Source organism: Arthrobacter sp. G.S.26 (genome assembly GCF_050847375.1).
Taxonomy (GTDB): Bacteria; Actinomycetota; Actinomycetes; order Actinomycetales; family Micrococcaceae; genus Arthrobacter.
On sequence record NZ_CP193752.1, the window covers coordinates 3306149 to 3331244 of the forward strand.

Below are 25096 nucleotides of genomic sequence, written 5' to 3' on the forward strand. Positions count from 1 at the left end.
CCGGCTCCGGGCGTGTCAGCTCCGGGTGGGGTCCGGACGCAAGGGTGCCGGGCCGGGGTCGGGCACCGGCAGGGGTCCAGGCGGCTCCGGGGCGTGGAAGGGATCGGGCGACGGCGGCCCGGGGTAGCCGGGCTGCGTCGGGTCCGGTGTGGTGGGCCCTGGTTCGGGCGGAAACGGCTCGGGTTCGTGCACGGGCGGGATGGTCATGGAGCTTCCCTTCTCACGCTGGGGCGGATATGCCTTGGCTCGAACAGGATACGCCCGGCCCCGGCACCCCTTCCATCCCCCGTTGCCCTATCACCTATGGTCGTCAAACAGGCGGAATGGGAGCCATAAGTGATAGGGCAACGGGGGTGGGGGCCGGGGGTGGGGCGGGCTGGGATCACCCGGTAGCGAACGGGCCCCGGTTTGTCGGGGCCGGTGGATATATTGAAGCCATGACCTCCACGCCGCTCCAGGATTCCGCCAGCACCCCTGCACCCGTCAAGGCTTCACCGCCGGTGGCCAGGAAGGTCCCATCGGAGCGGACCCATCATGGGGACACGTTTGTGGACAACTACGAGTGGCTCCGGGACAAGGAATCCGCCGAGGTGGTGGCCCACCTGAAGGCTGAGAACGCCTACCAGGAAGCCGTCACTGCGGACCAGGAACCGCTGCGCGAGGCGATCTTCCAGGAGATCAAGGGCCGCACCCAGGAAACCGACCTCTCCGTCCCGCACCGCAAGGACGGCTGGTGGTATTTCAGCCGCTCCGTGGAGGGCAAGGAATACGGCATCCAGTGCCGCGTCAAGGCCACGGACTCTGCGGACAAGGTGGCTGACTGGACCCCGCCCGCCGTGGCGGCAGGGACGGACATTCCCGGCGAGGAAGTCCTCCTGGATGGCAACGTGGAAGCCGAAGGCCAGCCTTTCTTCTCCGTGGGCGGCTCTGCCGTGACGGTGGACGGCAACCTCTACGCCTACGCCGTGGACAACTCCGGCGACGAACGCTTCACTCTCCGCATCAAGGACCTGCGCACCGGTGAACCGCTTCCGGACGTCATCGAGAATGTGTTTTACGGGGTCTCCTTCTCCCCGGACGGCACCCGCATTTTCTACACCGTGGTGGATGACTCGTGGCGCCCGTACCAGGTGCGCGTGCACGTCCTGGGCACCCCGGTGGAGCAGGACACCGTGGTCTACCAGGAGGACGACGCCGCCATGTGGCTGGGCTTTGAGCTCTCCTCCGACCGGCGTTTCCTGGTCCTGGGCATCGGCTGCTCGGAATACAGCGAGACCCGGCTGCTGCGTTTCGATGATCCGGACCAGCAGCTGCATACCGTCATTTCACGTGATGAGCGGGTGCTCTACGAAGCGGAGCCGTTTGTGCTCGAAGGACCGGACGGCGAAAAGTCCGAACGGATCCTCCTGACCCACAACCGGGGTGCCATCAACTCGATGGTCTCCATCCTTGACCCGGCCGAGCTCGCCAAGCCGCTGGCGGAGCAGACCTGGCAGACTGTCATCGAACCGTCCGACCACGTCCGCGTCAACGGCGCGGGCCTCACCGCCACGCACCTGGTGGTGTCCATCCGCAAGGACACCATCGAGCGCGTCCAGGTGCTGGGGCTGGCCGGGCTGGGCACGCCGGCCCAGCAGGCACCCGTGGAGCCGGCCTTTGACGAGGAGCTCTACACTGCGGGCGTGGGCGGCGCGGACTACGCGGCGCCCGTGATCCGGCTGGGCTACACGTCCTACTTCACGCCGTCGCGTGTCTACGACTTTGTGCTGCCCACCCCTGAGCTGCCAGCCGGTGAGCTGCTGCTCCGCAAGGAAAGCCCCGTGCTGGGCGGCTACGACGGCAGTGACTACGTGGCAACCCGGGAATGGGCTGACGCCGCTGACGGCACCAGGATCCCACTGTCGGTCCTGCGGCACAGGACCGTTCCGCGGGACTCGACGGCGGCCGGCCTGGTTTACGGGTACGGCTCCTATGAGATGAGCATGGATCCCGGTTTCGGGATTGCCCGGCTCTCCCTGCTGGACCGCGGCGTGGTGTTTGTGATCGCGCACATCCGCGGCGGCGGCGAGCTGGGCCGGCACTGGTACGAGGACGGCAAGAAGCTCACCAAAAAGAACACCTTCACTGACTTTGTTGACGCCACGGACTGGCTGGCTGGCTCCGGCTGGGTGGACCCGGCCCGGATTGTTGCCCTGGGCGGCTCTGCAGGCGGCCTGCTGATGGGTGCCATCGCCAACATGGCGCCGGAGAAGTACGCCGCGGTGGTGGCCCAGGTGCCGTTTGTGGACGCGCTGACCACCATCCTGGATCCGGAGCTGCCGCTGTCCGCGCTGGAGTGGGAGGAATGGGGCAATCCCATCACCGACCCCGAGGTGTACGCGTACATGAAGTCCTACACCCCATACGAGAACGTGCGTGATGTGGCGTACCCGCGGATCGCTGCTGTGACCTCCTTCAACGACACCCGGGTCCTGTACGTGGAGCCGGCCAAATGGGTGCAGGAACTGCGGAACCACACTACCGGATCCGAACCGGTGGTGATGAAGATCGAAATGGACGGCGGCCACGGCGGCGCGTCCGGCCGGTACGTCCAGTGGCGCGAGCGGGCCTGGGATTACGCCTTCATCGCGGACTCCGTGGGCGCCAAGGAACTGCTGCCGGGGGCCGGACTGAAATAGCCCTGGCCGGTTCCGCGCAGCAGGCGCGGAACCGGGTAGTCCGTGCCTGAAATCCAGGTACCGCGCGCTCTGGCATGCTGCCGGAGCCAGGCCTATGGTTCACAAAACACACAAAATATGTGTGCTGCATTCCGCCGGATGGAGAAGCAGCCGTGAACGGACCGAAAAACCCAGCAAAGCCGCGGACCGCCGGGTTCTGGCACCGCGCCACCGTCATCCTGGCGAGCGCCGCCGTTGTCATGGCGGGCACCGTGGCGCTGCATCCCGTGCTGGCGGAACTGCTGCCGGGCAGCACCGACGCCGCCGAAGCCGCACCGATCCCCGCGGTTGCCGGCGAGCTGCACGTCACGGCGGCCGGCGACTATTCAAGCTCCACGGCGGCAGCGGACGTCCTGGCCCGGGTGGGGCAGCTCAAACCGGACCTGCACCTGGCCATGGGCGACCTCTCCTACGGCGCCACCGGGGCGGAGCAGGCCTGGTGCGATTTTGTCACCTCCCGCACCGGGCCGGGCTTCCCGTTCCAGCTGGTCTCCGGCAACCATGAGAGCAACGGCCAGAACGGCAACATCAACGACTTCGCCGCCTGCCTGCCCAACCAGCTGCCCGGCGCCGTGGGGACCTACGCGCGCCAGTACTACGTGGACGTCCCGCAGCAGAACCCGCTGGTGCGCTTTGTGTTCATCTCCCCCGGCATCCCCTTCCCGGACGGCACCTGGGATTACGCGGCCGGCAGCGCCCGGTACAACTGGACAGCTGCGGCCATTGACGGCGCCCGGTCCGCTGCCATCCCGTGGGTGGTGGCATCAATGCACGCCCCCTGCCTGTCGATCGGCCAGTACAGCTGCGTTGCCGGCACCGACATCACCAACCTGCTGCTCAACAGGAAAGTGGACCTGGTCCTGAACGGCCACGAACACCACTACCAGCGCAGCAAGCAGCTCGCCGGTGCCGCCGGCTGTGCCGGGCTGCAGCCCGGCACCTATAACCCGGCCTGCGTCCGGGACACTGACAATTCCCTGGCCAAGGGCGCCGGCGCCGTCTTCGCCACGGTGGGGACCGGCGGCGTGGCGCTCCGGGACGTCAACACTGCGGATCCGGAAGCGCCGTACTTCGCGGCCTATTCCGCCCTGAACGCCAGCCCCAGCCACGGGCTGCTGGACCTGAAATTCACGGAATCAACCCTCAGCGCCGGCTTCGTCGCCACCGACGGCGCTTTTTCGGATGCTTTCACCGTCGGGGCCACGGGCACCAACACACCGCCCACGGCTTCCTTCACGCCGTCGTGCACCGGCCTGACCTGCGGGTTCAACGCCGCCGCGGCCAGCGACCCGGACGGGACCATCACCAACTACGGCTGGGACTTCGGTGACGGCAGCAGCGGCACCGGTGTCTCGCCGTCGCACGCCTACGCGGCCGCCGGCACCTACAACGTCACCCTGACGGTCACGGACAACGGCGGCGCCACCGGCACGGCCACCCAGGCCATTACGACGGCGGCCGGCACCGGCCCGTTCGCGCAGGACACGTTCACCAGGACAGTGAGCAACGGGCTGGGCAGCGCGGAAACCGGCGGGGCCTGGACAGTTGCGGGCAGCGCCGGCAACTACTCCGTGGCCAACGGCACGGGACGGCTGCGGATCCCCACGGCCGGGTCGGGCAACACCGTGGCCCTGGGATCGGTCAGTTCGTCCGCCACCAACCTGACTCTGGAGCTCGCCACCGACAAACCCGCTTCGGGCTCCGGGCTGTACCTCTCCGTGGCGGGACGCCGGATTGCCGGCGCCGGTGAATACCGTGCCAAGGCGGGCCTGACCGCCACGGGCGCCGTGAACCTGTCCCTGGTCAGGACCAACGCCGGCAGCACCGAAACCGTGATCCAAACAGGCACCACCATCGTGGGCCTGAACTACGCCGTGGGCGACCGCCTGGCCGTCCGCCTCCAGGTCACCGGGACCGGCACCACCACCGTCCGGGCGAAAGTCTGGGAAGTTGGAACAGCCGAACCGGTCAACTGGCAACGGTCCGCGACGGACACCACGGCGGCGCTGCAGGCACCCGGCGGCATCGGCCTGATGACGTACCTCTCCAGCAGCGCCACCAACGCCCCCGTCACCGTGCTGCTGGACAACGTCACGGCGGGTGCTCCGTAGCCGGCGCCGGTAACATCGGTCCGTGCCCGGGCGTGCGGGTACCCAAACAATGCTAATCATGCTTACTATTGGCTGGCGTCGGGCTGCCCGCTGGGGGCAGGTCAACCCGCGCGGACCGGAGGTTGCCCAAGCATGGAACAAGAATTGCGTCCCCTCACCGACGACGAACTCCTGTCAGAGCAGGCCACCGCCTTGCCGGACAAGGAAGTTGCCTCCGTCCTGGACCTGAACGCCGATCTGGACCTTGGCATCGACGCCGCCGCCCCGATCGATCTGGCCGTCGCGGCGAACGCCAACGTCGCCGCCCCGATCGACGCCGCCGCCTCCGCCAACATCCTTTCCTTCGGCTCCGAATCCCAGGCGCTTGCGGACCAGGGCGTCATGATTGACCAGGGCATCGTGGCGGACGCCGATGCCGGGTCCGCGCAGGACAGCGTGATCAACCAGGGCAATGACACGGTCGACGGCGGCACTCCCGAAGACACCGCCGGCGGCGCTTCCGAAGGTGGCAGCGTCCTCCCCGACGGTTCCCTGCCGGACGGCACCCTGCCGGATGTGGGCGCTGTGCCCGCCGATCCCGCAGCCGCATTGGACGGGGACCTGCTGAACGTCAACGTGGATCTGGCCGCAGACGCCGACATTGCGGCCCCCATCAACGGCGCCGTCGCAGCCAACGCCAACGTGGCAGCCCCGATAGACGCTGCTGTGGCTGCCAACATCGGCTCGATCGACAGCGACGCCTTCGCCGTGGCCGACCAGGACGCCCTGATCACCCAGCACATTGAAGGCGAAGCGAACGCCTCCGCTGACCAGCAGTCCAACCTCGAACAGTAAGTCCGGATGAGCCTGACCACCGGCGGGCCGCGCCCCGAGGCCGGCCCGCCGCTGTCCCCTGCCGAAACTCCCGCCACACAGCGGCGGAATCCTTCCCACGCCGACGGCGTGCAGCTCCTTGGCCAGTCCGACGGCTCCGGCTACCGCGAAGCGCCGTATCTGGTGCGCCGCGCTGATGGCCAGACCCTGCAGCTGACCCGGCTGCTCTACCTGGTGCTGGCGGCGGCGGACGGAAGCCGGAGCGAGGCCGAAATCGCCCACCACACCAGCCAGGGCTTCGGCAGGCTGGTCAGCGCGGCGAACGTGGGCACCCTGATGCAATCGCAGCTGCTGCCCATGGGCCTGCTCCGGCTGGCGGACGGCTCGGAGCCGGAGGTCAGAAAAGCGGACCCCCTCCTGGGCATGCGTTTCCGTTTTACGGTGACGGACCCGGAACGCACCCGCAGGATCACCGCCCCGTTTGCGGTGCTGTTCAACCCGCTGATCGTGGTGGCCGTGACGGCGGCGTTCCTGGCCGCCAGCTGGTGGGTGCTGATGGTGCGGGGGCTGGGCTCCGCCACGCACGAGGCGTTCGCGAACCCGGTCCTGCTGCTGTTGGTTTTTGCTGTCACCATCCTTTCGGCCGGTTTCCACGAATTCGGCCACGCCGCCGCTGCCCGCAGGGGTGGCGCAACACCCGGTGCCATGGGGGCCGGGCTGTACCTGATCTGGCCCGCCTTCTTCACCGACGTCACCGATTCCTACCGGCTGGGCCGGGGCGGCCGGCTCCGCACTGACCTGGGCGGGCTCTACTTCAACGCGATCATCGCCGTCCTCATCACAGGGCTGTGGTGGGCCACAGGCTTCGATGCGCTGCTGCTGGTGGTGGTCACCCAGCTCCTGCAGATGGTCCGGCAGCTGCTGCCGCTGGTGCGGTACGACGGGTACCACATCCTGGCGGACGCCACCGGCGTCCCCGACCTGTTCCAGCGCATCAAGCCCACGCTGCTGGGCCTGCTGCCGTGGCATTGGGGGAAACCCGAAAGCCGCGCGCTCAAGCCGTGGGCACGCGCCGTGGTGACGCTCTGGGTGCTCATTACGGTTCCGCTGCTCCTGTTCAGCGTGGCCATGATGGTGCTTTCCCTGCCGCGGCTGCTTGGCACCGCCTGGGCCAGCGCCGCCACGCAGCAGGGCCTGCTCGCCGCCAGCCTCGCCGCCGGGGACCCGGCCGGCGCCGCGGTGCGCGCCCTGGCGATCGCCGCCGTCGTCCTCCCCGTCCTGGGCATGCTGTACATCTTCCTGCGGCTGCTCCGGCAGCTGGTCACCGGCCTGTGGCGCAAAACGGCCGGCCGGGCGCTGCACCGGACGGCAGCCATGGGTGCCATCGTGGCGCTGCTTGCCGGGCTGGCCTGGGCATGGTGGCCCGACGGCGGGACGTACCGGCCCGTGCAGCCGTACGAACGCGGCACCCTCGCCGACGCCGCGGCCACTGTCCTTCCGCAGGGCAGCACCATCCTGCGCGAAGGCACTGCCGGCAGCACCGTGGCGCTGTGGCCCCAGGGTGAGCCCATGCCCACCCGGGACAACCCACGGCTGGGGATGGTGCTGGTTCCGGCCGAAAAGGCGGCGGCAGGGTCCGCGCAGCCCGCCGGCTCCGGGACGGATGCGGCGCCGTCGTGGGTGTTCCCGTTCGACCGGCCCGCCGCGCCCGAAGGCGACGGCAACCAGGCCCTGGCGGTCAACACCACTGACGGTTCGGTCAAGTACAGCGTGGCGTTTGCGCTCGTGTGGGCCGACGACAGCGGGCACGTGGACACCCGCAACGAGGCCTACGCCTTCGCCGACTGCGCGGACTGCGCGGCCGTGGCCGTCGGCTTCCAGGTGGTGCTGATTGTGGGTGAGGCGGACGTTGTTGTTCCGGAAAACCTGTCCGCGGCAGCCAACTACAACTGCAGGGACTGCCTCACGTACGCCTTGGCAAGCCAGCTGGTCCTGACGCTGGACGGCCCCCTCGGCACGGACAGCCAGGGGCAGCTCGAGGCACTGTGGGCGGAGATCGCCGACTATGGCCGGACCCTCCGCAACCAACCGCTGGCCTCCATCCAGGGCCGGCTTTCGGCCTACAAGGACCGCATCACTGCGATCGTCAAAGCTGATCCCGCTGCGGCCCGGACCGCGCCGTCCACCGGACCCTCCCCGGCCACTTCCGCCGGTCCCGGCGGAACGCCCGCCCCGGGGACAACACCCGGCCCGGGCGCAACGCCTGCCCCCAGCGGCCAGCCGGCCACCGGCCCCACAGGCTCCAGTTCCGGCTCCGGTTCCGGCAGCGTACCGGTTCCAACGGGGACGGCCCCGGCGGACCCGGCAGGGACTGCCCCTACCACCGCACCGGCGACGCAACCCGCCATAGGTGGCCTGCCGGCGTCGGACGCACCCGTTGAGCCGGCGGCCCCCACGGCGGATACTGGGGGCACAACACCCGCCGGCGAGCCCCAACCCACCGCACCACCCCGCTAGGAGAGCAGATGTCATTGAGCAAGGGAACGTCCGTGGAATGGAACACGCCCCAGGGCAAAACGCACGGGAAAATCGTGGAAAAGAAGACCAGCGACTTCGAACTGGACGGCAACACGCACCGCGCCAGCAAGGACGAGCCGCAGTATGTGGTGGAGTCGGCCAAAACCGGTGCACGCGCCGCGCACAAGGCCTCGGCCCTGAGCGAGAAGAAGTAGCCGTGGCCGCCCGGCACGAGGTCCTGATCATCGGCGGTGGCAACGCCGGGATCTCCCTGGCCGCGCGCCTGCACCGCTACGGCGTCACGGATGTGGCGGTGGTCGAGCCCAAGGACCACCACCTCTACCAGCCGCTTTTCTCCCATATCGCCGGCGGGCGGGCGCAGGCCACGGAAGCCATCCGCAGCCAGCTGTCCGTCACTCCGACGGGCGTCACGTGGATCCACGACGGCGCCGCCGCCATCGACGCCGCCGCCAACACTGTGACCCTGGCCTCCGGCGCCGAGGTGGCCTACGGACAGCTGGTGGTGTGCCCGGGCCTGCAATATGACTGGGACGCGGTGCCCGGGCTGGCCGAGGCCGTCCACTCAGCGCACGGCTCGTCGCACTACGAGTTTGAGCTGGCGCCCAAGACCTGGACCCTGCTCAGCGGCATGACCTCCGGGACCGCTGTGTTCACCATGCCGGCCGGGCCCATCAAGTGCGGCGGCGCCAGCCAGAAACCCATGTACCTTGCCTGCGACTACTGGCGCGAACAGGGCGTGCTGGACAGCATCCGCGTGGTGATGGTCCAGCCCTACCCCACCGTGTTCGGCGTCCCCGAAATCGACGACGAGCTGGACCGGAAGATTGCCGAATACGGCATCGAACTCCGGACCAACAGCGAGCTGGTGGCAGTGGACGCCGGCTCGCAGGTGGCCACCATCCGGGACACCGGGTCCGGGGCGGAGGAAGCCCTCCGCTACGACGTCCTGAACGCCGTGCCGCCGCAGTCGGCTCCGGACTGGCTCAAGGCCACGGACCTGCCGGCGCCGGGCGAACCGGGCGGCTTCGTCGACGTGGACCGGCAGACCCTGCGGCACCTCCGCTACCCCAATGTCTGGTCGCTGGGCGACGCCGCCGGCACCACCAATTCAAAGTCCGGCGGGGCCCTGCGCAAGCAGACCAAGGTGGTGGCGCAGAACCTCGTCGCCGCCCGGAAGGGCAAGGCGCTGCCGGCCAAGTACGACGGGTATTCCGTCTGCCCCTTTACGGTGTCGCGCTCCACGGTGGTGTTCGCGGAGTTCGATGACCGGTACCGCCCCCGGCCCAGCATCCCCCGCGTGCCCACCTGGAACGAAAGCCGGCTGTCCTGGGTGGTGGACCGGGACATCTTCCCGCAGGTCTACTGGAACCTGATCCTGAAGGGCCGGGCGTGAACGGGTTCCCGCCGTGGGTTAGGTGGCCGCGGGGAGATTGACGACTGCGGCCGTCGCCTCCGCGATGGCCCGCTCCTCATCGGTGGGGACCACCAGGACCGGCAACCCTGACTCCGGCGTGGAAATCACGCGCGGTTCCCTGGTCCGGACACTGTTCAGGCCGGCGTCGAGCTCCACACCCAAGGCACTTAGCCGGTCCGCCACGAGGGCACGGAACTGGTGCGAGTTCTCGCCGATGCCGGCGGTGAACACCAGCGCCTTCGCCCCGCCCACGGCCACGTGGTAGCCGCCGATGTACTTGGCCAGCCGGTAGGACGTGACGGCCAGGGCGGTGGCTGCCCTGGCGTCGCCGGACTCCGCGGCGTCCACCACGGAGCGCATGTCATTGTTGCCGGCCAGCCCCTTCAGGCCGGACTCCCGGTTGAGCAGGGTGTCCAGGTCTTCCGGGGTCCAGCCTGCACGGCCCAGGAACACCAGGATGGAGGGGTCCAGGTCGCCGGACCGGGTGCCCATGACCAGGCCTTCGAGGGGAGTGAAGCCCATGGACGTGTCCAGCGAGTGGCCGCCGCGGATGGCCGTGACGGACGCGCCGTTACCCAGGTGGGCGATCACGCCGTCGAACTCGTCCACGGGCAGGTCCAGCAGCGCGGCCGCCTGCCGGGTGACGTACTCGTGCGAGGTGCCGTGGAACCCGTACCGGCGGATGCCGTGGTTGGTGTAAAGCTCGTCCGGGACGGCGTACCGCCAGGCGTGCTCGGGGAGGGTGCGGTGGAAAGCGGTGTCGAAAACCGCCACCTGCGGCATGTCCGGCCATTTTTTGGCAATGGCCCGGATCCCCAGCACGTTGGCCGGGTTATGCAGGGGCGCCAGCGGGTTGAGCCGCTCGATGGCGCGGGTGATCTCGTTGTCGATCAGCACGGGTTCGGCGAACCGCTCGCCGCCGTGCACCACCCGGTGCCCGACGGCGTCGAGCGTCAGGTCGCCCAGGTCCTGCTGGATGGCGGCGTCCACCTGCTCCAGCGCTTCGGCGTGGTCGCGCGGGCCCACGGTTTCGCCGTCCCCGCCGCCGCCGTTGCCCACGCCGATCTTTTCGATCAGGCCCTCCGTCAGGACGCTTCCCGCCGCCACGTCGCGCACCTGGTACTTGAGCGAGGATGAACCGGAGTTGATGACCAGTACGAGCATGAGTGGGGCCTCCTGAGCCGCGCGCCTGCAGTTCCGGTCCCAGCCTATCGGGCGGTCCCCCGCTGCTGCGGATCCTGCGCCGACCCTATCCTCCGGCGATGTCCCGCAGGGTCTGCAGGTGCGCACGCCAGGCGTCCGTGCCGGCTTTGGACAGGCTGGCGGAAGTGCGGGGCAGCTTGCCAACGAAGCTCTTGCGGATCTGCACATGCCCGGCCTTCTCCAGGATGGACAGCTGCTTGCTCAGCACCGAGTCGCTGACCTGGATGGCATCGCGGAGGTCCTTGAAATCCATGGTCTCCGCCCCGGCCAACGCCGCCATGATGGAAAACCTCACCGGCGAGTGGACCAGGTCATCCAGCCGGTGCCGCGGGTGTTCAGGACCGGTGCTCATGAGCGGAGTTCGCGGAGCGCCTGGGACAGGCCAAAGCCTGCAAGCGCGACGGCGGCGCTCATGTAGTACGCCAGGTTGCCGTCGCTGAAGCGGACAACGCCCACCACGATGGCGAGCACGTACAGGAAGAAGAAGCCGAACAGGGAGGTCAGGAACCGGCGGGTGAAACCGGTTTTCGCGGACCGTTGGAAGATGGGAATGATGCAGGAGATCACTGCAGCCCAGACACCGATGGACCCGGCCAGCAGCGGGGCTCCGTAGCCTGTAGTGGCCACGATGTGGAAGCCGACCATCAGCAGCGAGCCCAGGATGGCCAGGCTGGTGAATGTGACGGCGGCCGGCCAGCCGGCGGTTCTGGTGGCCGATCTGCCGAGGCTTTCGGCGCGGGCCAGGAGCTCAAGTGCTTCGGCTGAGGTGGGGCTCTGGCTGTCCATGGTGTGCCTTCCGGTGGGTGCCTGGTTGTTGACTCCACCCTAAGAAAGTACTTTCCAATATGTCAAGTACTTTCCAGGGCTCAGCGGGAAAGTTCACATCAAAGCACCCGCCGTTGCGAATGGCCGGACCGTGTGCTTATGGTCAACACACACGCTGCACCACGCCCGGGAGGAAATTCCATGCCGAACAGCACCAACCACACCGAAGACAACGACCCCACCAACACGGGGTCCAGCAGCACCGCGCCGCTGGACAGCGGGAAAGAGCACGACGCCGGCTCCGGCACCAAGGACCCCACCGGCACCGAAGGCGCCAACCCGGCCCTGGACGATACCGGAAGCGCCAAGGCGGGCCAGACCGGTGACGCCGCAGAGCAGCCGGAGAACCCTGAGGACCTGGACCTGACCCCGCAGGGACTCTCCGACGAGCCCGCCAAGCAGGAGGACCCGGACAGCCCGGCCAAACCGGACAACAGCTAGTCCCGCAGGAGGCGGCGCCGGCACCTTAGCCAGGTGCCGGCGTCGTCTGTCTCCGCGGATTCCTGCGGCAGCGGCGCCGTGTCAGGCCTGCGCCTGGATGGCCGTGATGGCCACGGTGTTGACGATGTCCTCCACCGTGCAGCCGCGGGAGAGGTCGTTGACCGGTTTGCGCAGGCCCTGCAGGACGGGCCCCACGGCCACGGCGCCGGAACTTTGCTGCACGGCCTTGTACGTATTGTTGCCGGTGTTCAAGTCGGGGAAAATGAACACCGTCGCCTGCCCGGCCACTGTGGAGCCGGGCATTTTGGACGCGGCAATCGAGGCGTCCACGGCGGCGTCGTACTGGATGGGACCCTCGACAGCGAGGTCCGGGCGGCGCTGGCGCACCAGGTCGGTGGCCTGCCGCACCTCGTCCACGGCCTCCCCCGAGCCGGAGCCGCCGGTGGAGTAGGACAGCATGGCCACACGCGGCTCCACCCCGAACTGCACGGCGGTCTCCGCGGACGCCAGGGCGATGTCCGCCAGCTGCTCCACATTGGGATCGGGGTTCACGGCGCAGTCGCCATAAACCAGGACCCGGTCCGGCATCAGCATCAGGAACACCGAGGACACGATCTTCACGCCGTCCCGCGTTTTGACGAATTCCAGGGCGGGCCGGATGGTGTGGGCCGTGGTGTGTGCGGCCCCGGACACCATGCCGTCCACCACTCCCAGCTGGACCATCATGGTGCCGAAATAGCTGACATCCTGCATGATTTCCAGGGCTTTGGGCAAGTCCACGCCCTTGTGTGCCCGCAGCTCGGCGTACTTCTCCGCGAACTGCTGCCGGAGCGGGGATGTTGCCGGGTCCACCACGTTGATGCCGGAAAGGTCAATGCCGCTGCCTGCCGCCAGCTCGCGGACGTCGGTTTCCGGGCCCAGGACGGTCAGGTCGCAGACGTCGCGGCGGTGCAGGATCTCGGCAGCACGCAGGATCCTGACGTCCGTCCCCTCGGGCAGGACCACGTGCCGCCGCTGGGTCCGGGCCCGTTCGATCAGGTCGTGCAGGAACCGCAGCGGGGTCATCCGCTCCGCCCGGGGCAGGTGCAGGCGTTCCACCAGCTCGGCTTCGTCAACGCGGCGGGACCACAGGCCCAACGCCGAGGCCACCTTGCGGCGGTGTCCGGACCAGATCTCGCTCCGGACCTCCGCCACCCGGCGGGCCGTGGTGTAGGTGTCCTGGCTGGAGGCAAAGACCGGGAACGGAGCCTGCGCCAGGAGCGGGTAGATGTTGGCGTCGGGAGCCAGCCCACCCGTGAGGATGAGGCCGGACGGCACCGGGAATTCAGGCGAGAAGGAGGATGCCAGGCAGGCCACCATCACGTCGGCCCGGTCGCCCGGCACAATCACCAGGGCGCCCTCGTCCAGCACGTTCAGGAAGTTGCCCACGTTCATGGCCGCCACCTTGATGTCCCGGACGTCCCGCTCCATGTCGGCGCGGCCGGCAATCTGCCGGACGCCCAGCGCCGCGGCCACCTCACCCGTGGTGGGGCGGGCAATTTCGTCCAGCTCGGGCAGCACGTACACGGGCCGGCCGGAGGCGCCGGGTTTCACGGCAGCGGCGATGTCCGCCAGGTCTTCCGGGTCGGCGCGGTTCACCATGATGGCCAGCAGCGAGCACTTTTCCGCCAGGAGCTCCTTCCTGGCAACCTCGACGGCGGCCGCAGCCTCCGCCACGGTCCGCCCCTTGGCGCCCACCACCGCCACCACGGGTGCGGCCAGGTTGTTGGCCAGGCGGGCGTTGAGGTCGAACTCGACGGCGGCGTCCTGGCCGGTGAGGTCTGTTCCTTCCACGATCACCACGTCGCAGTGCCGGGAAATCTCGGCGAAGATCTCGACGCAGCGGGCATCGATGTCAGCACGCCGGCCATCCGCCAGCAGGCCGCGGACCTCCTCGAACGTGAGCCCGCCGCGGCAGCGCTCATCCTCCAGGGCGAACCGGGACTTCATCAGGGCCACCATGGGATCGTCCGCCGCCACCTTGCCGTGGACCACGGGCTTGAAGAAACCGATCCTGTCCGCATGCCGGTGCAGGGTGTCCGCCAGGCCCAGGGCCACCAGGGATTTGCCCGAGCCGGGGGTGGTTGCGCTGACGTAAATGCCTTTGGCCATGGTCCGCCCTTTGCTGTTTGCTGGTGCCGGTCCATCCATCCTTGCACTTGTTGGCGGGCTTGGGCCGTCCGGCCCGCGTGGTGCCGGACACGCCCCCTGCGAGTGGCCGGCTCCCAGCCCCTCCTCACCCAACTGACTCGCAGTTGTTGTCGTTTTGCGCCCTCAAAACGACAACAACTGCGAGTCAGTTGGGGAGGGGCGCCCTTGACACCGGACCCCCCGATGGGATTACCTAATGAACATTCGGTAAATAAAGCTGGAGGCAATGACGCATGGCTGAAACAACACTGTCCGGGCTCCCCCATCCCATCCTGGCGAACGACCACGCCTCCGCCTGGATGGGCATCGAGGTCCTCGCCGTGGGCGACGGCCACGCCACCATCCGGATGACCCTCCGGCAGGAAATGCTCAACGGCTTCGGGATGGCCCACGGCGGAATGATCTTCGCCTTCGCCGACTCCGCCTTCGCCCTGGCCTGCAACCCGGCCAACCCGGCGCACGGTGCGGAAAACACCATCACCGTAGCGTCCGGCGTCGACATCAACTTCCTCAAGCCCGCCTACCAGGGCCAGGTCATCACCGCAGCAGCCAGCCTCCGCTCCAGCGCGGGGCGCAGCGGCATCTACGACATCCAGGTGTTCGCCGCAGACGCAGCCGCAGACACCATCCCCGGCGCCCCAGGCGAACTCATTGCCGAGTTCCGCGGCCGCAGCCGCACCATCCCCAGGAAGTAGGAACGCCATGACCCTGCACGCCCCCGAAACACCCGTTTCCCCAACAGGCACAGACGCCGACCTGGACCGCGAGGAAACCATCTCCCGCGACGAACTGGAAGCCCTGCAGCTCAGCCGCCTGCAGCACACCGTCGCGTACGCCTACGACCGCGTGCCGCTCTACAAGCGCAAGTTTGACGACGCCGGCATCCACCCCGCCGACCTCCGCGAACTCAGCGACCTGGGCAACTTCCCGTTCACCACCAAGGATGACCTCCGCGCCGAATACCCGTTCGGAATGTTCGCGGTGCCGCAGCGCGAAGTAGCCCGCATCCACGCGAGCTCGGGCACCACGGGCCGGCCCACCGTCGTCGGCTACACCAAACAGGACCTGGCCGACTGGGCCAAACTGGTGGCCCGCAGCTTCCGTGCCGCCGGCATCCGCCCCGGCATGAAGGTGCACAACGCCTACGGCTACGGGCTGTTCACCGGCGGCCTGGGCGCCCACGCCGGCGCGGAAGCACTCGGCTGCACCGTGATCCCCATGTCCGGCGGCCAAACCGAACGCCAGATCCAGCTCATCCAGGACTTCCAGCCGGACGCGATCCTGGCCACCCCCACGTACCTGCTGACCATCGCCGACGCCATGGCGCACATGGGCATCGACCCCACCTCGACGTCGCTGAAGTTCGCGGTGCTGGGCGCCGAGCCCTGGACCCAGGAAATGCGGCACGAGCTCGAGGTCACCATGGACATCAAGGCCTGCGACATTTACGGCCTGTCCGAGGTGATGGGCCCGGGCGTCGCCGGCGAGGCCGTGGAAACGCAGGACGGCAGCCACATTTGGGAGGACCACTTCCGGCCGGAGATCATCGACCCCTTCAACCCGCTGGCCGGCAAGGAAAACGTACTGGGCGACGGCGAGCACGGCGAACTCGTCTTCACCTCGCTCACCAAGGAAGCCCTGCCCATCATCCGCTACCGCACCAAGGACCTCACCCGCCTCCTGCCCGGCACCGCCCGCCCGGCGCACCGCCGCATGGGCCGCATCACCGGCCGCAGCGACGACATGATCATCCTGCGCGGCGTGAACCTCTTCCCGTCGCAGATCGAGGAAATCGCCCTCCGCATCCCCGAGCTCAGCCCGCACTTCCAGCTCGAGCTCACCCGCCCTGAAGGCCAGCGCATGGACCAGTTGACGGTCCGGATCGAGCGCCGTGAGACGGTCACGCAGGAGCAGGGCACGACGGCGGCCCGCACCTTGCGGGAGCAGATCAAGATCCACGTGGGTTCTTCATGCGCGGTGGACATCGTGGAGCCGGGCGCGCTTGAGCGGTCCAACGGCAAACTGCGGCGGATCTACGACCTGCGGCCCAAGGTATAGCTGGCCGGAGCGACCCGCCCGGGCCGGCAGCCCTGCCGGCCCGGACCAACCGACCGTTCATGAGAAACTAGCGTCTATGTCCAGCACCACTGAAGCATCCAGCACGGCCGGCCCGCCCGCGGGCACCAAACGCGGCCGGCCCGGCTATGACCAGCAATCGGTGCTGCGCATCGCCGTCGACGTCTTCAACAGGCACGGCTACGACGCCACGTCCATGGGCATCCTGGCTGAGAACCTGGGCATTTCCAAGTCCGCGATCTACCACCATGTGCCGTCCAAGGGCGACCTCCTCAAGCTTGCCCTGGACCACGCGCTGGGCGGCCTGGAAGCCATCCTGGAACAGCCGGAGGCCGCGTCCGGGGCCGCCGATGCCCGGCTGGAGTTTGTCCTCCGCCAGACTGTTTCGGTGCTGGTGAACCGGTTGCCGTTCGTTACGCTGCTGCTGCGGCTCCGCGGCAACACCGAAATCGAACGGGACGCCCTGGAACGGCGGCGAACGTTCGACCACAAGGTGGCCGGCCTGATTTCCGCTGCGCGCGACGAGGGCTCGCTTCGTGACGACATCGATCCGCGCACCGTCAGCCGCCTGGTCTTCGGCATGATCAACTCGATCGTGGAATGGTACAAACCCGGCGGCCCACTCTCCCCCGAGCGGCTGGCGGACAACATCATCACCATGGCCTTCGACGGCCTGCACGCCCAGCCCTGACCTTTCGGTTCGTCCAGCCCCCTTGCGCGGGCCACGCGATGCTAAGCGTGCTTGGTAATCCCCTGTGCCCGGACTACGGTGGAATGACGAACCCGAACGGAAGGTACAAAAATGAGCCACCCCAAGGAAGAAGCAGCTGCCGGATTCATCGTCCCGGACCCGTCGAAACTCCGCGAGGACATCGCCGGCGATTCAGGCGACGAGGCCAACGCCATCCGTTTCAGCGAAGAGCAGGCCCTGATCGAGGAACAGGCCCACGGCATCCGCCCGGACACCTACAGCGTGCCTGCGGACGAGCCCTCCATCGACGAGGCCCGCGGAAACCTGGACCTGTCGGACCAGACGGCCACGGCCGCCGAAGAGGACAGCAGCGACGACGGCACCCACGACGGCGCCGAGTCCTGATTCCCTAAAGGCCCCGCCAAAACCCCAAAACCCCCGTTGCGCTATCACTTTTGCTCCCCAAACCCTGGGTTTGGGGACCAAAAGTGATAGCGCAACGGGGGTGCGGGGCTACTTCGCCACGAGGGTCAGGACGTCGTAGGTGGCCACGGTTTCGTCGTCCTGGTTGGTGAGGACGGCATCCCAGGCCACCTCGCCGTACTCGTCCGTCTCGCGCGGGGTGATTTTCTTGGCTGTGAGCGTCACGCGGATGGAGTCGCCGGCGGCGACCGGCGTGATGAACCGGAGGTTTTCCAGGCCGTAGTTGGCCAGGACGGGGCCCGGGGCCGGCTCAACAAAGAGTCCGGCGGCCCATGCCAGGAGCAGGTAGCCGTGCGCCACGATGCCCGGGAAAAACGGGTTCGCTTCCGCCGCTTCCTGGTTGGTGTGCGCGTAGAACGTATCCCCCGTGGAATTGGCGAAGGCCGTGATGTCCTCGAGGGTGACCTGGCGCAGGTCGGAGCGGACGGCGTCGCCGATCCGCAGCGACGCCAGATCCTTCCGGAAGGGGTGCGTTCCTTCGGTGTCCACGGTGAAGTTGCGGTCCGCGCCGGCATGCCAGACGCCGGTGACAGCGGTGAGCATGTTCGGTGAGCCCTGGATGGCAGTGCGTTGCATGTGGTGCATGACCGAGCGGATGCCGCCCAGTTCTTCACCGCCGCCGGCCCGGCCGGGACCGCCGTGGACCAGATGTGGCACCGGTGAGCCATGTCCGGTGGAGGACCTGGCGTCTTCGCGGTTGAGCATCAGGACGCGGCCGTGGTGGGCGGCGATGCCGGTGACCAGTTCCCGTGCCACAGCCGGATCGTTGGTGCACACAGTCGCCACAAGGGAGCCGCCACCGCGGGCGGCGAGGCGGACGGCGTCGGGCAGGTCCTTGTACCCGATCACTGACGCCACCGGGCCAAAGGCCTCCAGCGAATGGATGGCTTCGGTTTCAGCGTCGTCCCAGCTCAGAACCACGGGCGACATAAACGCGCCGGCCTCCACCACGCCCGTGGTGCCGTCCGTGGAGATGACCGACGGCGAATCGAGCGTTCCGTACGCCAGTTCACCGCCGGCGTCGAGCATTGACTGCACAGCGGCGCGGACATCCGCGAGCTGCTCCACGGAGGCGAGGGCGCCCATGGTGACGCCCTCCGCGCGGGGGTCACCAAGGACCACGCGCTCCTCCACACGCTTTCCGATCGCCGCAATAACTGGCTGCACCAGGTCCGCCGGGACGATGGTCCGGCGGATGGACGTGCATTTCTGGCCGGCCTTGACGGTCATCTCGGTGACCACGGACTTGATGAACGCGTCGAACTCGGGGGTGCCCGGAACGGCGTCGGGGCCCAGGATGGCGGCATTAAGGGAGTCGGTCTCGGAGGTGAACCGGACCCCGCCTTCCACCACATTGGGGTGCGATTTCAGGGACAGCGCCGTGGAGGCGGAGCCGGTGAACGCCACGAGGTCGCGGTAGTCCAAAACGTCCAGGAGGCCCCGGACCGAGCCGGAAATCAGCTGGAGGGAACCCTTGGGCAGGATGTTGGATTCGATGATGGCCTTCACCACGGAAGCGGCAACATAGCCTGTGGGGGTGGCGGGCTTGACGATGGTGGGGACCCCGGCCAGGAAGGCGGGGGCCAGCTTCTCCAGCATGCCCCAGACCGGAAAGTTGAAGGCGTTGATCTGCACGGCGACGCCGGGGATGCGGGTATAGATGTGCTCGCCGACGAATGAGCCGTCCTTGGACAGCACCTCCATGGGCCCGTCCACCACCACCTGCGAGTTGGGCAGTTCGCGCCGGCCCTTGGAGCCGAAGGTGAACAGGACGCCGATTCCGCCGTCGATGTCGATCATGGAGTCGATTTTGGTGGCGCCGCTCTGGGCGGAGAAGCCGTAGAAGTGCTCGCGGCGGGCGTTCAGGTACTGCGCCAGTTCCTTGAGCTTGAGTGCGCGCTGGTGGAAGGTGAGCCTGCCCAGTTCGGCCTGGCCGGTGGTGCGGCCGTAATCCACGACGGCGGCCAGGTCCAGACCAGCCGTGCTGACGTTGGCCAGGATTTCCCCGGTGCTGGCGTCGCGGACGGGGACTGCGGCGCCGTCGGCGTCCGGGCCGGGGGTCCACCAGGAGTCCTTGACGAAGCTGGGGACTGTTTCCACGGTGTTGGCGGGAGCCTGTGGGGCTGTGGCTGTGGTGGTCATCGTTGACGGGTCCTTCCGGCAAGGGGGCAGACTTGACGGCGATCATTACTGACCGTCCGTTCGGTAATATAGGTAGACTACATGAATGTGCGGCGGCGCACATCAGCAGGCAACGGCCGGCTGCAGCCATCAGAAGGAGAGTTCATGGGCGACGCATCCACCACCGGGACTGAGGCAGCGGCCGGTCCGGAGCTGTGGAAGATCACGCTGGGTGAACTGGACGAGAAGATGGGGGTCAGGATTGTCGAGGAATCCGTGCAGCGCGTTGTGGCCACCATGCCCGTTGCGGGGAACCGGCAGTCGTTCGGCCTGCTGCACGGCGGGGCGTCACTGGCCGTAGGCGAGGCAGTGGGCTCCTGGGCGGCGGTCATCCACGCGAGCACCCTGGGCAAGACCGCCGTGGGTGTGGACGTGTCGGCCACGCATCACCGCTCGGCCCGGGAAGGCGTAATCACCATCACCGCCACGCCCATCCACCTGGGCGGCACCCTCACCACCCACGAAGTGCTCATCACCAACGATGCCGGCCAGCGGCTCTGCACCCTCCGCATCACCAACCTGCTGCTGGACCGCAGGTAACGGCGCTTTACCGCGTTGCCGGCTTCCTTCCGCGCCCCACCAGGATCAGCAGGAAGGCGCCGGCCAGACCGGTGCCCAGCCCGATCCACACCATTCCGGCGACGGCGGCGCCCGTGTTGGCAAGCGCAGCACCTGTGGGCCCCGCCGTGCTGCCGTTGCCACCAACGCCCGTGATGGCCAGGTCAGCGGGGGTGTCCGACGGCGGCTGGACGACGGCGGCCGGGCCCCCCGCGGCGCCGGTGGGGTCAGCGGTGGCTGGGGCGGTTGTGGCTGGGTCGGCAGCGGCCGGCGCCACCACGATGGGCAGCGGGTCCGGCTTGGCTTCGACGGGAGCCGCCGGTTTCACGGGAACAGGCGCCGGTTTGACGGGCGCAGCAGGTTGGGCCGGGACAGCCGGCACGGCAGGGACAGCCGGGACAGCAGGCGGAGCCGCGAAACTGAAGCTGGCCGGGCCGGACGTGCTGAACCCGTTGACGGTCTCGGCGGTGAACCGCAGCTTCCCGGTAAACCCTGCGGGGACCTCGAAGCTCCAGTTCCCGCCGGCGTCGACCGGAACATCAACAGGGGCTTCCCCGCGGACAGTGACGCGGACCTTCGATCCGGCTGCCACGGCTGATGCCGGTGCCGCCGGGACGGTGCCGGTGACGGGCTGGCCGGCAGTGTAGTTTTTGCCGGCGGCGGGCGCGGTGACGGCGGGCTTGTTGAGGAATACCTCAAGGCCGTAACCGGGCAGCACCTTCAGGTTGTCGGCAAGGGTGGACGCAACGGCAAAATTCCGGACCACGTTGCCCGCAGCATCCGGGGCGTCGCCGGCGGAATGGGTGCCCACCGCGTAGTTGCCGCTGAGGTAGGGCCCGCCGGAGTCGCCGCCACTGGATTCGATGCCGTAGGACAGGAAGCCGTGGAATGCCCGCAGGTCGCCGGGATCAGCCCAGGAGCCGGGGCCCGGCACCACAAAGATGCCCACCTCATCCACGCTGCCGCAGGACCACGCCGACGTCCGGCCGGAGCGGCACACGGGCATGCCCACCACCGGGTTGGCCTGGCCGATGATCTTCACGTCCGGGCCCGGCGCGGAAGCATCAGCCCAGGTGCTGGCTGCCGGCACGGGGTCCATGCCTTTCTGGAGGTGGGCCACCACCGAGATGTCTGCGCCCACGTTGCCCGGGTTCTCGGCGTCGTCTGGGTTTTCGATGATCCTGGAGTTGCCGGCGCCACCGAACTGGCTGAAACCGAAGGTCCCCAGCAGCGCAGCGGCCGGGCCGCGGGGCTCAAGGGTTGCGGTCCGGGCGGCGCCGTCAGTGGAACAATGGCCGGCGGTGAGGACCGCCGGCAGGCCGTCCGGGCTAAACACGGAGAACCCGGTGGAGCAGGTCACGCCCTGGTCCGAAAAGAACCCGGTACCGCCCAGCACGTCCGCTTCCGCGGCCAGGGGCGGCCCGGCGTCGAGTTTAACGTTGGTGAACCGGGAGACGAACCGTGCCGGCGACAGCTTGCCGCGTTCAGTGCCGGCAGTAACACCGGGAGCTCCGGGTTGTCCCTCGGCAGCGGCATCAGCGGCCTCGGGCTGATTGATGCCGCCCGTCCTGATGACAAATCCGGCGCCGGACGCCACCACTGCCTGCAGGCCTGCGGGTCCCACCTGGCTGACGTAGTCCTGGAACAGCTGCTCCGTGCTGGCAGCAGTTTGGCTGCCGGCAGCCGCGTCAGCCGCCGCCTCGGCGGCGGCCCCGTCACCGACGGAGGGCTCGGTGGCCTGGGCGGCGGCCTCAACGGCGGCACGCTCACCGGAATCCACTGCCAGGTCCACCGGAGTGTCCAGTGCCAATCCAGCCACTGCCGCGGCCAGCCCGGGCCCGTCCCCGGATACGACGATGCGGCCGTCCACAACCTGCAGGGCGGTGAAGCCCGGCACGTTCCGAAGGGCAGCCTCGATGTCGGCAGCGTCGGATCCCAGCTGGCCGGCGGCGGAAAACTCCGCCGGCGTCAGGCCAAGGTCCCGCTGGACCGCCGTGGTGAGGTCGCTTTCCGCCGGTCCGGCGGGGGCTGGTGCAGAAGATGAGTCTTCCGCAGAGGGGGCAGCCGGTGTGCCCCACGCGGGTGCTGCAAGCCACGCCGACGACGCCACCAGCGCTGCCGCCGCGGCCAGCGGCAGGAACTGCCTGTTGATAACTGATTTCATTTCGCCACTCCCGCTCCGGCCAGGGACTGGACCGCTGTAAGTTCATCGGGCGTTAAACCGTGCCGCAGGAGAAACGCCCGGGTGTCGAGCTCACGGACAAACTGCACCACCAGCGCGCCGCGGGCGGCCAGGAGCGGCGCCAGCTCTGCTTCGTCGAGGTAGCGTTCGCGGTCATGGGGCGGTCCGTGGGTCCGGTAGCGCTCGTTGATGCCGCGCGCCGCCTGCCGGTATCCCTGCGCAATCTCCGCGTCTGTGTCGCCGGCGAGGTCCTGGACCATTGCGGCGACCATGCCGCTGCGGTCCCGGCCGGCCGCGCAGTGGAGCACCACCGCACCCCTGTCCGCGGCTGCCGCGAGCGCCCGGAAGACATCCACCAGCTTGTCCGGGAACAGCCGGGCGTTGTCCGCGTAATAGGCGGGGTTGTTCAAGTAAGGACCGCAGACGGCCGCAAAGTCGGGGTCGCCGGGCACTTCGGTGGGCGCCGCGACCACAGTGATGCCGTGCAGGTCGGCGGGCACAACGGAAGGGTCCGTGTCCCGGCGGCGCACCTCCGCAGCGTTGCGGAGGTCCACCACGGTGCGGATGCCGTCGTCGTGCGCCTGCTGCCAGCCTGCCGCGGTGAGCCATTCCCGGCGCCCCATGCGGAACACTCCGCCCGTTACGTGCCACGCATTAACGGCGCCATCCCAGACGACGGACCTGCCCGAATTCCTCATTCCGAAAGCTAATCACAGCCCGGGAGGCACTTCGTGCACACCAGCCGGTGACCTGCGGCGCAATCAGGCGTACGGTGTCACTTGCGAGCCCACCGCCCGCCACGTATGAAGGCTGTTGTTCAAAGGAGAACATCATGGCAATTTTGGCTTTACGACGGCGGCGGGGGGCCTTTGCGGCCGTCCTTGCCACCATGGCAATGGCACTCGGTTTCACGGCAATCCCTGCTCAGGCAGCGCCGCCTCCGCAGGCGGACTATGTTGCGCTGGGCGACTCATACACGGCAGGCACAGGCGCCGGCTTAGCCTTACGCCCCGCGGGGGTGGCTTGCTGGCAGAGCAATCCGGGCTACGTGGACGTGGTGGGAAAAACGGGCCGGGTAAACCTCGTGGCCAACGGTGCCTGCCATGGAGCGGTCCTGTCACAGGCCAGCCCCTTCTATGACCGCGTCATTGTAACTCCCACAGTGCAGGAGCAACTCGCGTCCCTGGCCTCCATGGGGGCGATCTCCGCGGATACTGAACTGGTCAGCATCACCGCCGGAGCCAACGATGTGGGCTTCTCCTACGCCCTTGGAGTCTGCGCCACCCAGCCCGCGGCTGTCTGCGCCGGCACCTTGGACTACCTCACGTCGCCCACTAACCTCGGTTTGCTCCAGGCCGGCCTTGCCCAGACTTACGCTGCCATCCATGCGGCAGCACCAAACGCGAGGATTGCAGTCCTGGGCTATCCGTTCCTTTTTGATCCGGCCAGCCCCTTTGCTCCCATTCCAGCAGAAAACCAGCAGCTGATGAATGGGGCGACCATCCGGCTGAATACAACGATCGAAGCAGCCGTGAACACCGCCAACACTGCCTTCCACGCCAACGCACAGTACGTCGATATGACGGCACGGTTCGCAGGACACCAGGTCAACTCCGCGGACCCATGGCTGCAACTGAATCTTGCCCTGCCCACTGCGGACTACAACTTCCACCCGAACCAGGCCGGGCATCGTGCCTACGCCTCAGCGATCATGGGGGCAGTCAAACCGGCACAGCTCGCACGGAGGTAGCCGCCCCCTACCCGCGCCGGGCCAGCCGGTACTCAAGCCCGGCGCGGACCATGGGCCACTCGTGCTCCAGGATGGAGAACACCACGGTGTCGCGGAGTATCCCGTCCGAGGTCCGCGAGTGGTTCCGGAGCACGCCGTCCTGCTTGGCGCCCAACCGTGCAATCGCTTCGCGTGACTGGTGGTTCAGCCAGTGCGTGCGGAACTCCACGGCCGGGCAGCCGAGCGCCTCGAACGCGTGTTCCAGCAGGAGCAGCTTGGACTCCGGGTTGGTGCCGGTGCCCTGCGAGGACGCCGCGTTCCAGGTGGAGCCAATCTCCACCCGCGGTGTTGCGGCGTCGATGTTCATGTAGGTGGTCATCCCGATGACCTGGCCCGGACCGCCGGTGGCCGGGTCCGCCAGCCTCGTGGTGAACGGCAGCATGCTGCCCTGCTCCTGGAGGTCCAGCCGGCGCCGGATTTCGGCTGCCATGCCCTCCGGGGTGGGCACCGAGGTGTACCAGAGACGCCACAGTTCGCCGTCCGCGGCTGCGTCCACCAGGCCGTCATGGTGTTCCGGCGCCAGCGGTTCCAGGATCACGCGGCGGCCGGTCAAGGTTACGGGGTTCATAAAAGTCACTGCATCAGCCTAGGCCCACACTCCGCTGCCCGTTAGTGTGGGGACAGCAGGACCGCGAGCGAGGGAGTTGACGTGTCAGGTACCAATCCGGACCCCGAGGACGACAAGATCACAGGCCTGGAACCCGGCGGCGGCGTTCCACCGGGCGAAACACCGCCGGGCGAAGGCTCGGTGGCTGGAACGTCGGAACCGCGCCAGAAAGGCTCCGGCAAGGGCCAGCAGATTTTCTGGGTGGGTGCCATCGGTGCCGGCGTGGTGCTGTTCCTGCTCTACTTCATCGGCTACATCGTGGGCTTTTTCGACTAGC

At 68.2% G+C, this 25096-nt stretch carries 23 protein-coding genes; 14 read left to right on the top strand and 9 right to left on the bottom strand.

The window, feature by feature from the left end:
• Positions 1-15: 15 nt before the first annotated feature.
• Positions 16-207 (bottom strand): hypothetical protein, encoded by a 192-nt coding sequence (locus tag ACRB8A_RS15205; protein WP_157407880.1) that lies wholly within the window; start codon positions 205-207, stop codon positions 16-18.
• Positions 208-437: 230 nt separating this feature from the next.
• On the opposite strand from ACRB8A_RS15205, the gene ACRB8A_RS15210 reads away from it, so the two are divergent.
• From ACRB8A_RS15210 to ACRB8A_RS15235, 6 genes are all read left to right on the top strand, one after another.
• The gene (locus ACRB8A_RS15210; protein WP_432245029.1) at positions 438-2678 is read left to right on the top strand and encodes a S9 family peptidase; all 2241 of its coding nucleotides are present in this window, start codon (positions 438-440) and stop codon (positions 2676-2678) included.
• 152 nt (positions 2679-2830) lie between these two features.
• On the top strand, positions 2831-4828 hold the full coding sequence (locus ACRB8A_RS15215; RefSeq protein WP_432245030.1) for a PKD domain-containing protein: 1998 nt from the start codon (positions 2831-2833) through the stop codon (positions 4826-4828).
• A 132-nt stretch (positions 4829-4960) separates the two neighbouring features.
• Positions 4961-5662 (top strand): hypothetical protein, encoded by a 702-nt coding sequence (locus ACRB8A_RS15220; protein WP_056596606.1) that lies wholly within the window; start codon positions 4961-4963, stop codon positions 5660-5662.
• Between the two features lie 6 nt (positions 5663-5668).
• Complete coding sequence (locus tag ACRB8A_RS15225) at positions 5669-8158, top strand: hypothetical protein (protein WP_432245031.1); 2490 nt, start codon at positions 5669-5671, stop codon at positions 8156-8158.
• A gap of 8 nt (positions 8159-8166) precedes the next feature.
• The gene (locus ACRB8A_RS15230) at positions 8167-8373 is read left to right on the top strand and encodes a DUF2945 domain-containing protein (RefSeq protein WP_050684471.1); all 207 of its coding nucleotides are present in this window, start codon (positions 8167-8169) and stop codon (positions 8371-8373) included.
• 2 nt (positions 8374-8375) lie between these two features.
• Positions 8376-9572 (top strand): NAD(P)/FAD-dependent oxidoreductase, encoded by a 1197-nt coding sequence (locus ACRB8A_RS15235; RefSeq protein WP_432245032.1) that lies wholly within the window; start codon positions 8376-8378, stop codon positions 9570-9572.
• Positions 9573-9590: 18 nt separating this feature from the next.
• On the opposite strand, the gene ACRB8A_RS15240 is transcribed toward ACRB8A_RS15235, so the two are convergent.
• From ACRB8A_RS15240 to ACRB8A_RS15250, 3 genes are all read right to left on the bottom strand, one after another.
• On the bottom strand, positions 9591-10757 hold the full coding sequence (locus ACRB8A_RS15240) for an acetate kinase (RefSeq protein WP_432245033.1): 1167 nt from the start codon (positions 10755-10757) through the stop codon (positions 9591-9593).
• Between the two features lie 85 nt (positions 10758-10842).
• Positions 10843-11148, bottom strand: a complete 306-nt coding sequence (locus ACRB8A_RS15245) for a winged helix-turn-helix domain-containing protein (RefSeq protein WP_432245034.1) — start codon at positions 11146-11148, stop codon at positions 10843-10845.
• On the bottom strand, positions 11145-11582 hold the full coding sequence (locus ACRB8A_RS15250; protein ID WP_432245035.1) for a hypothetical protein: 438 nt from the start codon (positions 11580-11582) through the stop codon (positions 11145-11147). The genes ACRB8A_RS15245 and ACRB8A_RS15250 overlap by 4 nt, the downstream gene beginning before the upstream one ends.
• Positions 11583-11762: 180 nt before the next feature.
• Here ACRB8A_RS15250 and ACRB8A_RS15255 point away from each other — a divergent pair, with 180 nt between their 5' ends.
• Complete coding sequence (locus ACRB8A_RS15255) at positions 11763-12062, top strand: hypothetical protein (protein WP_432245036.1); 300 nt, start codon at positions 11763-11765, stop codon at positions 12060-12062.
• 81 nt (positions 12063-12143) lie between these two features.
• Here ACRB8A_RS15255 and pta read toward each other — a convergent pair whose 3' ends face one another.
• A complete protein-coding gene (pta, locus tag ACRB8A_RS15260) occupies positions 12144-14213 on the bottom strand; it encodes a phosphate acetyltransferase (protein ID WP_056596586.1) in 2070 nt (689 codons plus the stop codon).
• Positions 14214-14485: 272 nt separating this feature from the next.
• Between pta and ACRB8A_RS15265 the strand changes: the two genes are divergently transcribed.
• The 4 genes from ACRB8A_RS15265 to ACRB8A_RS15280 all read left to right on the top strand — a co-directional run bounded on the left by ACRB8A_RS15265 (position 14486) and on the right by ACRB8A_RS15280 (position 17424).
• On the top strand, positions 14486-14947 hold the full coding sequence (locus ACRB8A_RS15265) for a hotdog fold thioesterase (protein WP_432245037.1): 462 nt from the start codon (positions 14486-14488) through the stop codon (positions 14945-14947).
• A 7-nt stretch (positions 14948-14954) separates the two neighbouring features.
• Positions 14955-16310: a phenylacetate--CoA ligase PaaK gene (gene paaK, locus ACRB8A_RS15270; RefSeq protein WP_432245038.1), complete on the top strand. Its 1356-nt coding sequence runs from the start codon at positions 14955-14957 to the stop codon at positions 16308-16310.
• Positions 16311-16386: 76 nt separating this feature from the next.
• Positions 16387-17019, top strand: coding sequence for a TetR/AcrR family transcriptional regulator (locus ACRB8A_RS15275; RefSeq protein ID WP_432245039.1), 633 nt, complete (start codon positions 16387-16389; stop codon positions 17017-17019).
• 111 nt (positions 17020-17130) lie between these two features.
• Positions 17131-17424, top strand: coding sequence for a hypothetical protein (locus tag ACRB8A_RS15280; RefSeq protein ID WP_050684461.1), 294 nt, complete (start codon positions 17131-17133; stop codon positions 17422-17424).
• Between the two features lie 108 nt (positions 17425-17532).
• On the opposite strand, the gene paaZ is transcribed toward ACRB8A_RS15280, so the two are convergent.
• Positions 17533-19644 carry a phenylacetic acid degradation bifunctional protein PaaZ gene (gene paaZ, locus ACRB8A_RS15285; RefSeq protein ID WP_056596574.1) on the bottom strand — a complete coding sequence of 704 codons (2112 nt, stop codon included), beginning with the start codon at positions 19642-19644 and terminating at the stop codon, positions 17533-17535.
• 144 nt (positions 19645-19788) lie between these two features.
• Between paaZ and ACRB8A_RS15290 the strand changes: the two genes are divergently transcribed.
• A complete protein-coding gene (locus ACRB8A_RS15290) occupies positions 19789-20223 on the top strand; it encodes a PaaI family thioesterase (RefSeq protein WP_050684459.1) in 435 nt (144 codons plus the stop codon).
• 7 nt (positions 20224-20230) lie between these two features.
• On the opposite strand, the gene ACRB8A_RS15295 is transcribed toward ACRB8A_RS15290, so the two are convergent.
• On the bottom strand, positions 20231-22405 hold the full coding sequence (locus ACRB8A_RS15295) for a S1 family peptidase (protein WP_432245040.1): 2175 nt from the start codon (positions 22403-22405) through the stop codon (positions 20231-20233).
• A complete protein-coding gene (locus ACRB8A_RS15300; protein ID WP_056596569.1) occupies positions 22402-23121 on the bottom strand; it encodes a tyrosine-protein phosphatase in 720 nt (239 codons plus the stop codon). Before ACRB8A_RS15300 ends, ACRB8A_RS15295 begins: the two co-directional genes overlap by 4 nt.
• Before the next feature lie 134 nt (positions 23122-23255).
• Between ACRB8A_RS15300 and ACRB8A_RS15305 the strand changes: the two genes are divergently transcribed.
• A complete protein-coding gene (locus ACRB8A_RS15305) occupies positions 23256-24173 on the top strand; it encodes an SGNH/GDSL hydrolase family protein (RefSeq protein WP_432245041.1) in 918 nt (305 codons plus the stop codon).
• 7 nt (positions 24174-24180) lie between these two features.
• Here the strand turns inward: ACRB8A_RS15305 and ACRB8A_RS15310 are convergent, their stop codons facing one another.
• Positions 24181-24789, bottom strand: a complete 609-nt coding sequence (locus tag ACRB8A_RS15310; RefSeq protein WP_050684455.1) for a GNAT family N-acetyltransferase — start codon at positions 24787-24789, stop codon at positions 24181-24183.
• Between the two features lie 72 nt (positions 24790-24861).
• On the opposite strand from ACRB8A_RS15310, the gene ACRB8A_RS15315 reads away from it, so the two are divergent.
• Positions 24862-25095, top strand: coding sequence for a DUF6480 family protein (locus tag ACRB8A_RS15315; protein WP_050684454.1), 234 nt, complete (start codon positions 24862-24864; stop codon positions 25093-25095).
• Position 25096: the final 1 nt, after the last annotated feature.

What these genes read in the sequence shown, in the direction of transcription:
- ACRB8A_RS15205 (WP_157407880.1), bottom strand. Translation starts at nt 207, where the DNA reads ATGACCATCCCGCCCGTGCACGAACCCGAGCCGTTTCCGCCCGAACCA.
- ACRB8A_RS15210 (WP_432245029.1), top strand. Translation starts at nt 438, where the DNA reads ATGACCTCCACGCCGCTCCAGGATTCCGCCAGCACCCCTGCACCCGTC.
- ACRB8A_RS15220 (WP_056596606.1), top strand. Translation starts at nt 4,961, where the DNA reads ATGGAACAAGAATTGCGTCCCCTCACCGACGACGAACTCCTGTCAGAG.
- ACRB8A_RS15225 (WP_432245031.1), top strand. Translation starts at nt 5,669, where the DNA reads ATGAGCCTGACCACCGGCGGGCCGCGCCCCGAGGCCGGCCCGCCGCTG.
- ACRB8A_RS15230 (WP_050684471.1), top strand. Translation starts at nt 8,167, where the DNA reads ATGTCATTGAGCAAGGGAACGTCCGTGGAATGGAACACGCCCCAGGGC.
- ACRB8A_RS15240 (WP_432245033.1), bottom strand. Translation starts at nt 10,757, where the DNA reads ATGCTCGTACTGGTCATCAACTCCGGTTCATCCTCGCTCAAGTACCAG.
- ACRB8A_RS15245 (WP_432245034.1), bottom strand. Translation starts at nt 11,148, where the DNA reads ATGAGCACCGGTCCTGAACACCCGCGGCACCGGCTGGATGACCTGGTC.
- ACRB8A_RS15250 (WP_432245035.1), bottom strand. Translation starts at nt 11,582, where the DNA reads ATGGACAGCCAGAGCCCCACCTCAGCCGAAGCACTTGAGCTCCTGGCC.
- ACRB8A_RS15255 (WP_432245036.1), top strand. Translation starts at nt 11,763, where the DNA reads ATGCCGAACAGCACCAACCACACCGAAGACAACGACCCCACCAACACG.
- pta (WP_056596586.1), bottom strand. Translation starts at nt 14,213, where the DNA reads ATGGCCAAAGGCATTTACGTCAGCGCAACCACCCCCGGCTCGGGCAAA.
- ACRB8A_RS15265 (WP_432245037.1), top strand. Translation starts at nt 14,486, where the DNA reads ATGGCTGAAACAACACTGTCCGGGCTCCCCCATCCCATCCTGGCGAAC.
- paaK (WP_432245038.1), top strand. Translation starts at nt 14,955, where the DNA reads ATGACCCTGCACGCCCCCGAAACACCCGTTTCCCCAACAGGCACAGAC.
- ACRB8A_RS15275 (WP_432245039.1), top strand. Translation starts at nt 16,387, where the DNA reads ATGTCCAGCACCACTGAAGCATCCAGCACGGCCGGCCCGCCCGCGGGC.
- ACRB8A_RS15280 (WP_050684461.1), top strand. Translation starts at nt 17,131, where the DNA reads ATGAGCCACCCCAAGGAAGAAGCAGCTGCCGGATTCATCGTCCCGGAC.
- paaZ (WP_056596574.1), bottom strand. Translation starts at nt 19,644, where the DNA reads ATGACCACCACAGCCACAGCCCCACAGGCTCCCGCCAACACCGTGGAA.
- ACRB8A_RS15290 (WP_050684459.1), top strand. Translation starts at nt 19,789, where the DNA reads ATGGGCGACGCATCCACCACCGGGACTGAGGCAGCGGCCGGTCCGGAG.
- ACRB8A_RS15295 (WP_432245040.1), bottom strand. Translation starts at nt 22,405, where the DNA reads ATGAAATCAGTTATCAACAGGCAGTTCCTGCCGCTGGCCGCGGCGGCA.
- ACRB8A_RS15300 (WP_056596569.1), bottom strand. Translation starts at nt 23,121, where the DNA reads ATGAGGAATTCGGGCAGGTCCGTCGTCTGGGATGGCGCCGTTAATGCG.
- ACRB8A_RS15305 (WP_432245041.1), top strand. Translation starts at nt 23,256, where the DNA reads ATGGCAATTTTGGCTTTACGACGGCGGCGGGGGGCCTTTGCGGCCGTC.